The sequence below is a fragment of the Roseitalea sp. genome (assembly GCF_984466335.1).
This window is the reverse complement of record NZ_CFIFWG010000002.1, coordinates 19,918-28,497: the sequence shown is the minus strand read 5'-3', so window position 1 is coordinate 28,497 and position 8,580 is coordinate 19,918. Positions and strand designations below refer to the sequence as shown.

The following is an 8,580-nucleotide window of genomic DNA, read 5'->3' as shown; positions in this document are numbered from 1 at the left end:
GGCCCGAACAGCCAGCGCGCGTCATATTCGCGAAAACCGGTCGGCCTGACGAGCGCGGTCGTCTCGAAGGCGAACGTGTTGGGTTCGAGTTCGGCGACCGGTTTCATGGCGGCTCCCTGAGGGACTGGATCGGATTGCGGGTGCACTCCCGATAGACGCAAACGGGGCGAGGCCGCAACCGGCAATCGATAATCGGCGCGCGCGGCCGGCAGCCGGCATGGCGCCGCTCCCGCCCACATGCCGCATCCGCGCGCTTTCATGTCGAGGGTACGACCCACCGATGTTTGGCTTTTCGAGCCTCAAAGAACGCCGCAATGGCGTCGGCGTGCCGTCCGGTGAGGTCGATGTCGTCACAGCCGCTCTTCAACTTCTCAAGCGAGACGGCATCGAGCTCGAAGCGGACCTGGCGCCCGGCGATCCGTGCCGTCCCGGCAACGAGATCGATGCGGGCATCGCCCGCGCCGCCGGCCAGATCGGACAGCAATGCCTCGACCTGCCCGACCGGCAAGCGCGCGGGCAACAGGCCGTTATTGACCGCATTGCCTGAAAAGATGTCGCCGAAGCTCGGCGCGAACACGGCGCGAATGCCGAAATCGAGAAGCGCGTAGACGGCCGCCTCGCGGCTGGAGCCGCTGCCGAAGTTGCGCCGCGCCACCAAAACGGTCGCGGGCACCTTGTTCAGCACGTGATCGGGATCGTCCTGCCTTGAATCGTACAATAGAAACCGTCCATATCCCTCGCTGCGCGGGGTCGACATGAATCGCGCCGGGATCAGTTGGTCCGTGTCCACATTTTCAACGGCAAGCGCGACGGCCAGGCCGTCATGCGTCCGCCAGCCGCTCACAACCGCCCCTCCAGCAACGGGCGCACGTCGGTCAGGCGGCCGGTCACCGCGGCGGCGGCCACCATGGCGGGACTCATCAGGTGCGTGCGCGCACCGCGTCCCTGACGACCCTTGAAATTGCGATTGGTCGAAGACGCGCATCGCCTGCCCGCGCGCACCCGGTCGCCATTCATGCCGACGCACATGGAACAGCCGCTATCGGCCCACTTCAACCCGGCATCGGTGAATATCTTCGCCAGGCCCTCCGCCTCGGCCTGCCGCTTGACCCGCGCCGATCCGGGCGAGATCAAGCCGGGCACGCGCGCGCGCCGCCCGGCAAGCACCCTGGCCGCCATGCGCAGATCCTCGATCCGGCCATTGGTGCACGAGCCAATGAAGACCTCGTCGACCGGAATGGAAGTGATCGGCATGCCGGGGGTCAAACCCATATACTCCAGCGAGGCGCGCATCGCGGCGCTCTTGCCGGGCGCGGACGCGGCCGGGTCCGGCACCGTCGCGCTGATCGGCAGCGCCTCCTCCGGCGAGGTGCCCCATGTCACGGTCGGCGCGATGTCGGCGGCATCGATCCGCTCTTCGCGATCGAATGCGGCGTCCGCGTCGGTTTGCAGCACGGCCCAGTCATCGACCGCGCGCGCCCAGTCGGCGCCCTTTGGCGCGAATCGGCGCCCTTGCAGATAGTCGAACGTCACATCGTCCGGCGCCACAAGGCCAAGCCGCGCGCCGCCCTCGATCGACAGGTTGCACAGCGTCATCCGGCCCTGCATGCTCAGCCGCCGAACAGCCGCGCCGGCATATTCGATCGCATGGCCCCGCGCACCGTCCGCTCCCAGCTTCGCGATCCAGTGCAGCGCCAGATCCTTGGCGGTGACGCCAGGCCCCAATGCCCCGTCCACCGTGATCCGCATGGCGCGCGGACGCGCCTGCCAGACCGTCTGCGTGACCAGGATGTGCGCCACCTCGGTCGCGCCGACCCCAAAGGCCAGCGCGCCGAACGCGCCATGGGTCGATGTGTGGCTGTCGCCGCAGTTCACCTGCAATCCCGGCAATGTCAGGCCCAATTCGGGACCGATCACATGGACGATGCCCTGCTCGGGATCGGCGAGATCGAACAAGGTGACGTCATGCGCCCGCGCATTGTCGCCCAGCGTGCGGATCATGCGCGCGACATCGGCATCCATGAGACCGGCGCGCGTTGGCGCATAGTGATCGACGACCGCAAAGGTGAGATCCGGTCTGGTCACCTTCAGGCCGCGCATTTTCAGCCTGGCAAAGGCGTGGTGCGAACCCTCGTGCACAAGGTGCCGGTCCACCCAAAGCAGCGTGTTCCCGTCATCGCGCCGCATAACGGCATGCGCGCTCCAGAGCTTTTCAAGCAAGGTGCGCGGTGTCGTCATTGGGCGGCTTCCTGCCCCGGCATTTCGATGACCGGTTCCCAGTGCCGGGTTTCATCGGTGCCGACACGGTGCAAAGACATTTCCAGGCGAAACAGGTCGGGCCGATAAAGCGCCGACAGATATTCGATGCCGCGGCCGTCCGCATCCCGCACGACGCGGCGAAGCGCCAGAACGGGGGCGCCCATGCTCAATCCCAGCACCTGCGCAACATCGGGCGTGGCCAGGGTTGCGCCGACGCTCTGATGGGCGCTTTCGATACGGACGCCCGACCGTTCCAGCAACCGGAACAGCGGCGTGGTGGCCAGATCCGCCTCGGTATAGCTGGCGGCGATGGCCTCTGGGACATAGGTGGTCAGATGCGAAAACGGACGCTCCTGGACCAGCCGGACGCGAATGGCCGTTTGCACGCGACCGTCTTCGGGCAATCCCATCGCCTTGGCCACGGGCGCGGGCGCGGCACCATAGGAAAAGGACAACAGCCGCGCCGTCGTCTTTTGACCCATCGCCACAAGCTGCGGCATCAAGGTGGCGAAATCGGCCAGCACCGCCGGCTGCGATGCCAGTTCCCGAACCACGGTGCCCGAACCGGCCCGCCGCGTGATCATCCCGTCCCGCTCCAGAGCATCGAGCGCCCGGCGCACTGTAACGCGCGAGACGCCCAGGCGCAGCGCCAGCTTCTGCTCGCCCTCCAGCAAGGCGCCAGGGGCGTGCACGCCGCGCAAAATCTCTTCCTGCAACAGAAGGTAAACGCGCCGCGCCTTGCCGCCCTCGGGAAGGCCGACCCCTTTTCCAGCCGCTCCGTCCTGCGCCACGAATCCCTCCAACGCCGGTCAAACTTTAGCGTCCTATCTTTTTTATACGAGAAATCTAAGCCCGAAAATGAAAATAATTACCCTTTTCGAATACCCATATCTGTATTATAAAAAATACAGATTGAAGGAAGGGGCTGCCATGTCGAATGTCGAGATACGGCGTGTTCGCCATGCCGGCCGACGGTGTCGGCACGATGATGGCGAGCGACCGGGCGCCATGGCGCCCGCCGGCGGCCCGGAGCCGGTTGCCGGACCGTATGCGGGACAAGGGACATGGAACGACGTGACAAAAGCGCGAGCGGCCCCATGACGCAGCCTGTCGACCCGATCACGCTTTCCGTGCTCGCCGGCCGGATGGAACAGATCGCGGACGAGATGGATGCGACCTTGTTCCGCGCGGCCTTCAACCCCATCATCGCGGAAGCGCACGACGCCTCGCACGGGCTCTATCACCCGGCCTCGGGCGACACGCTGGTGCAAGGCAAGTCAGGTTTGCCGATCTTCGTCGGCGTCATGTCCTTCGCCGTCAAGGCGGTGATCGACAAGGCCGAAAAGGATGGCGATCTTGCCGATGGCGACATCTACATCTTCAACGACGCGCATTTGGGCGGCACGCATCTGAACGACATGCGCCTCGTGCGGCCCTATTTTCATGACGGCAGGCCGTTTTGCTTTCTGGGGTCGGTCGGCCACTGGCACGATCTGGGCGGCGCGGTCCCCGGCAACTACAACCCCGCCGCGACCGATGCCTTCCAGGAGGCATTCGTGCTGCCGCCCGTCCGGCTGGCGCGCGGCGGCACGATCCAGACCGATGTCGTCGACATTTTGATGCGCAATACCCGTCTGCCGCAATCGGCGCAGGGCGACCTCAACGGGCAGCTTGGCGCGCTGGATCTGGGCGTCAAACGGCTCGATGAACTGCTGGCCGAATATGGCGCCGATACGGTGCGCGCCGCGCTCGACGCGCTTCAGGACCGGGCCGAGACCCTGATGCGGTCCGCGCTGAGCGAGTTGCCCGACGGATGCTGGGAGGCCGTCGATTTTCTGGACAATGACGGCATCACCGACGCGCCCCTGCCCATCCGCGTCGCCCTCAAGATCAGGGGCGACCGGATGACCTTGGACTTCACCGGCAGCGCCGACCGCTGCGCGGGGCCCGTCAACATCGCCCGGCCGACGGCGGTCGCCACCGCCTATGTCGCCGTCAAGCACATCTTCCCGGCATTGCCGGCCAATGCCGGGGTGATGCGCCCGATTGACATCGTCGTTCCCGAAACCTCGCTCTTGTCGGCGCCCTTCCCGGCACCGGTCGGCGGCTATACAGAAACCATCCTTCGGATGATCGACGTCATCTTCGCGGCCGCATCGCAGGCGGCGCCGGACCGATGCGTGGCGAATGCCTATGGCACGATCAACGCGCTTTCAATCGCCGGCAAGCGTGAAAACGGTCAACCTTGGGTCATGTTCAGCTTCTACGGCGGCGGGCATGGGGGCTCGTGCGAAAGCGATGGCCTGAGCCACGGCAACGCGCCCATCTCGACGGCCACGATCCCACCGATGGAAATCCTCGAAGCCGCATATCCGGTCATGTTCCGGCAATGGGCGCTGCGGCCCGACAGCGCGGGCGCAGGCACGCACCGGGGCGGCATGGGTGCGATTTACGAAATCGAGATCCTTGAAAAATCCGCGACCGCCTTTCTGTTCGGCGAGCGTGGACGGTTTGCGCCGAAAGGCGCCGCGGGCGGCGGCGAAGCGGCAATGAACGTGTTCTCCTATGAACAGGACGACGGCTGGCACCATCCGCCCATGGCATCGAAAATGGTCGGCATCCGGTTGCGTCAGGGCCAATCGCTGCGGTTGGAAACGCCGGGCGGCGGCGGCTACGGCCCTGCCTGCGGACGCGATCCCGCGGCCGTCGCCCACGATGTGGCGATGGGCCTGATATCGCCCGAGGCGGCGAGCCGGGCCTATGGAGCCGCCTGGGAGGAGGTCTCCACATGACCGGAACGCACATGGTCGGCGTGGATGTCGGGGGCACGTTCACCGATGTTTTCGTTCTGGACGAATCTTCGGGCACCGCGCAGGTGGCGAAGGTGACCACCACGCGCCCGGATCAGTCGGGCGGCTTTCTTCAGGGAATCGCGCAGAAGATCGACGATCTCGCGCAGCTATCGGTCATCGTGCACGGCACCACGGCGGGAACCAACGCGCTGCTTGAGCGGAAAGGCGCGCGGATCGGCGTCATCACGACGCAGGGCCTGCGCGACGTTCTGGAAATGCGCCGGCGCGACAGGCCGCGCACATGGGGCCTGCGCGGCGATTTCGTTCCGGTGGTGCCCCGCAACCTTCGGCTCGAAGTGCCGGAGCGGACACTGGCCGACGGCACCGTGCGGACCCCGGTCGACCTCAAGGCGGTGCGCATGGCCGCCCGCGCGCTCATGGAGGATGGCTGCCTGGCCTGCGCGGTGATGTTTGCCAACAGCTATGCCAATCCCGACAATGAGCGCGCGGCCGTTGCGGCGGTGCGCGCAATCTGGCCCAACGCCCATGTCTCGGCCTCTTCGGAAATCCTGCCGGAGATCCGCGAGTTCGAGCGATTTTCGACCACCGCGCTCAACACCTATCTGCAACCGGAGATCTCCGGCTACATCGGTCGGCTGGAAACCGCGCTCAAGGCCGGCGGGTTCGCCGGCGAGTTCATGATCGTGCAGTCCAATGGCGGGGTCATGGATGTCGACACGGCCGCCAGGGTGCCGGTGCGCACGGCCCTTTCCGGCCCCGCGGCGGGCGTGATCGCCGCGGGCCACATCGCACAGGCCGCCGGGTACCCCAACGTCATAACCGGCGACATGGGCGGCACGAGCTTCGACGTCTCGCTGATCGCCGACGGCCGGTCCGTGCCGACGGCGCAGACCTCGCTCGATTTCGGCATGGTCATCCGGTCTCCCATGATCGAGATCACCACCATCGGCGCCGGCGGCGGCTCGATCGCCTGGGTGGATCGGGGCGGGCTGCTCAATATCGGCCCGGAAAGCGCCGGATCGACCCCGGGACCGGTCGCCTACGGTCAAGGCAACACGCGCCCCACGGTCACCGATGCCAATGTCGTCCTGGGGCGAATAGACCCCGGCAGCCCGATCGGCGGCACGCTTGAGCGCCTGGATGTCGATGCCGCCGAGGCGGCCATCGTGAAAGGCGTCGGCGAGCCCTTGAAACTGAACGCGATGGAGGCGGCCGAGGCGATCCTGCGCGTCGCCAACAGCCGCATGGCCGGCGCATTGAGGCTGGTCAGCATCGAACGCGGATTTGACCCCAAGAATTTCGCCTTCATGCCCTTTGGCGGCGGCGGTGCGCTGCATGCCGGCGCCCTGATGGCCGATGTCGGCCTGGCGCGGGCGATCATCCCCCGCTATCCGGGTGTCATGTCGGCCATGGGGTGCGTGATCGCCGATATGCGGCAAGACTTCGTCCAGACGATAAACGCGCCATTGGACGGGCTCGACATCGACGCCCTGACGCAGTTCATGCAGGAGCACACGCACGCCGGCCATGCGACCCTGGACGCGGCGCGCACACGATTCAAGGCGCGCCGAACCGCGTTCGCGCTGGACATGGCCTATCTCGGGCAGACCCATACCGTCTCGGTCCCCCTCGATATCACCGTCACCGGCGCGAAGGTGAAGCCGATAACGGCCGAACGGATCGCCGACGCCTTCGATGCGGCCTATCGGGCCACCTATGATCGCCTCTTGCCGAACGGGACGCGCCGCATCGTCAACCTGCGCTCCACCGTGATCGGGCTGCGACCGCGCTTCGACCTTGCAACGCTCGCCCCGACAGGCGGCAGCGCCGCCGCCGCCCGCATCGCCACCCGCAAGGCGCACTTCGGAGACGCGATGCACGACACCGCGATCTATGATCGCCTGTCGCTGCCGGTCGGAGCCCGCATAAAGGGGCCCGCCATCCTGGAACAAGCCGACACCACCGTGTTGATAGAACCGGGCCTGACCGGCAAGGTCGACGGCCTGGGCAACACCATCATCGAAAGGTCCGGCAGATGACCCCCCGACGCACCGCGCTGCTGACGATCGATCTGCAGAACGATTTTCTTCATCCCCAGGGGGCCTACGGCCGCGCGGGCCAGAAGGCCCGGAGCATCACCGCCCTGCCCGCCCGGATCGCGCCGGTTCGCGATGCCCTGCGCGCGAAGGGGGGCGTCCATATATCGGCACAGTTTACGCTGGTTCCCAGGCCGGGCGGCGAACCCCTGATTTCGCCGCACCTGAAGTCGCTGCGCCGCTTCCTGACCAAAGGCGACTTCGCACCCAACAGTTTCGGCCACGACTTGGTCGATGAATTGGCGCCGGCAGACTATACGGTGGAGAAGATCGCATATTCGGCATTCTTCCAGACCCGCATGGAATATATCCTGCGCGCATTAACGATAGAAACTTTGATCGTTGGCGGCATCGTCACCAATGGCGGCGTCGCCTCCACGGTACGCGACGCTCACATGCGCGAGATGCACACGATCGTGCTGTCGGACGGGTGCGCCGCCTTCAATGGAGATGTTCACGAGGCAACGCTTGTTTCGCTGGGGTCGGTTTCGGACATTGTCACCTGCGCCGAAGCGACGGCCGCGATCGAGGGGGCATCATGACCCTGCGCAGCCGCCTCGCCCAGAAAGAGATCCTCGTTGCGCCCGGCATCTATGACGGGCTGACGGCGGCGCTCGCCACGAAGGCCGAGTTCGAGGCGCTGTATCTGTCCGGCGCCGCGGTGGCCTATACGCGCCTGGGGCGGCCCGATATCGGCCTGACCACGGCCAGCGAGATGGTCGATACCATGGCCCTGATCGCCGACCGCACCGACCTTCCGGTGATCATCGATGCCGATACCGGCTTTGGCAATGCGCTCAACGCGCGCCGCACGATGCAGAGCTATGAGCGAGGGGGCGCGGCGGCGCTTCAGATCGAGGATCAGACATATCCGAAGCGCTGCGGCCATCTGTCGGACAAGGCGTTGATCCCCACACAGGACATGGTGGGCAAGATCGCCGCGATGGCCGATGCGCGGCGCCGGGATACGCTGATCTTCGCGCGCACCGATGCGATCGCGGTCGAAGGGTTCGAGGCGGCCATGGACCGCGCGGAAGCCTATGTGGAGGCGGGCAGCGACGTCCTGTTCGTCGAGGCGCCGCGCAACACCGACGAGCTGTCGCGCATCGCGGAACGGTTTGCGGGTCGCGTGCCGCTGCTCGCCAACATGGTGGAGGGCGGCGCAACGCCGATAACCCGGGCAAGCGATCTGGAAGAGATGGGCTTTGACATCGTCATCTTCCCCGGCGGGATCGTCCGGGCGCTGGCCCATGCCGCGCGCGACTATTATGAAACGCTGCACAAGCACGGCTCGAACAAGCCGTTCTCCAACCGCATGTTCAATTTCGATGGTTTGAACGACGCGATCGGGACGCCGGAAATGCTGGAACTGGGCCGTTTCTATGACGGCAAATCCTGACCGGAAACCGGGT

Annotated in this window: 8 protein-coding genes; 4 read left to right on the top strand and 4 right to left on the bottom strand. The window is 66.0% G+C overall.

The annotated features are described in order from the left end of the window. The 4 genes from AC5E6L_RS00480 to AC5E6L_RS00465 all read right to left on the bottom strand — a co-directional run. The coding region (locus AC5E6L_RS00480) for a hypothetical protein (RefSeq protein ID WP_491770536.1) at positions 1–107 on the bottom strand (107 nt) is incomplete at its 3' end. A gap of 149 nt (positions 108–256) precedes the next feature. After that, a complete protein-coding gene (gene leuD, locus AC5E6L_RS00475) occupies positions 257–844 on the bottom strand; it encodes a 3-isopropylmalate dehydratase small subunit (RefSeq protein ID WP_491770505.1) in 588 nt (195 codons plus the stop codon). Then, positions 841–2,238, bottom strand: a complete 1,398-nt coding sequence (leuC, locus tag AC5E6L_RS00470) for a 3-isopropylmalate dehydratase large subunit (protein WP_491230861.1) — start codon at positions 2,236–2,238, stop codon at positions 841–843. The genes leuD and leuC overlap by 4 nt, the downstream gene beginning before the upstream one ends. Next, positions 2,235–3,050, bottom strand: coding sequence for a GntR family transcriptional regulator (locus AC5E6L_RS00465; protein ID WP_491770502.1), 816 nt, complete (start codon positions 3,048–3,050; stop codon positions 2,235–2,237). Before AC5E6L_RS00465 ends, leuC begins: the two co-directional genes overlap by 4 nt. 306 nt (positions 3,051–3,356) lie before the next feature. On the opposite strand from AC5E6L_RS00465, the gene AC5E6L_RS00460 reads away from it, so the two are divergent. From AC5E6L_RS00460 to AC5E6L_RS00445, 4 genes are read left to right on the top strand one after another with little or no spacing between them, the layout of a single operon-like run. Beyond that, on the top strand, positions 3,357–5,051 hold the full coding sequence (locus tag AC5E6L_RS00460) for a hydantoinase B/oxoprolinase family protein (RefSeq protein WP_491228372.1): 1,695 nt from the start codon (positions 3,357–3,359) through the stop codon (positions 5,049–5,051). Continuing rightward, a complete protein-coding gene (locus AC5E6L_RS00455; protein WP_491228373.1) occupies positions 5,048–7,111 on the top strand; it encodes a hydantoinase/oxoprolinase family protein in 2,064 nt (687 codons plus the stop codon). The genes AC5E6L_RS00460 and AC5E6L_RS00455 overlap by 4 nt, the downstream gene beginning before the upstream one ends. After that, positions 7,108–7,710: a cysteine hydrolase family protein gene (locus tag AC5E6L_RS00450; RefSeq protein ID WP_491228374.1), complete on the top strand. Its 603-nt coding sequence runs from the start codon at positions 7,108–7,110 to the stop codon at positions 7,708–7,710. Before AC5E6L_RS00455 ends, AC5E6L_RS00450 begins: the two co-directional genes overlap by 4 nt. After that, positions 7,707–8,567, top strand: coding sequence for an isocitrate lyase/PEP mutase family protein (locus AC5E6L_RS00445; protein ID WP_491770499.1), 861 nt, complete (start codon positions 7,707–7,709; stop codon positions 8,565–8,567). The genes AC5E6L_RS00450 and AC5E6L_RS00445 overlap by 4 nt, the downstream gene beginning before the upstream one ends. The last annotated feature ends 13 nt before the right edge of the window (positions 8,568–8,580 follow it).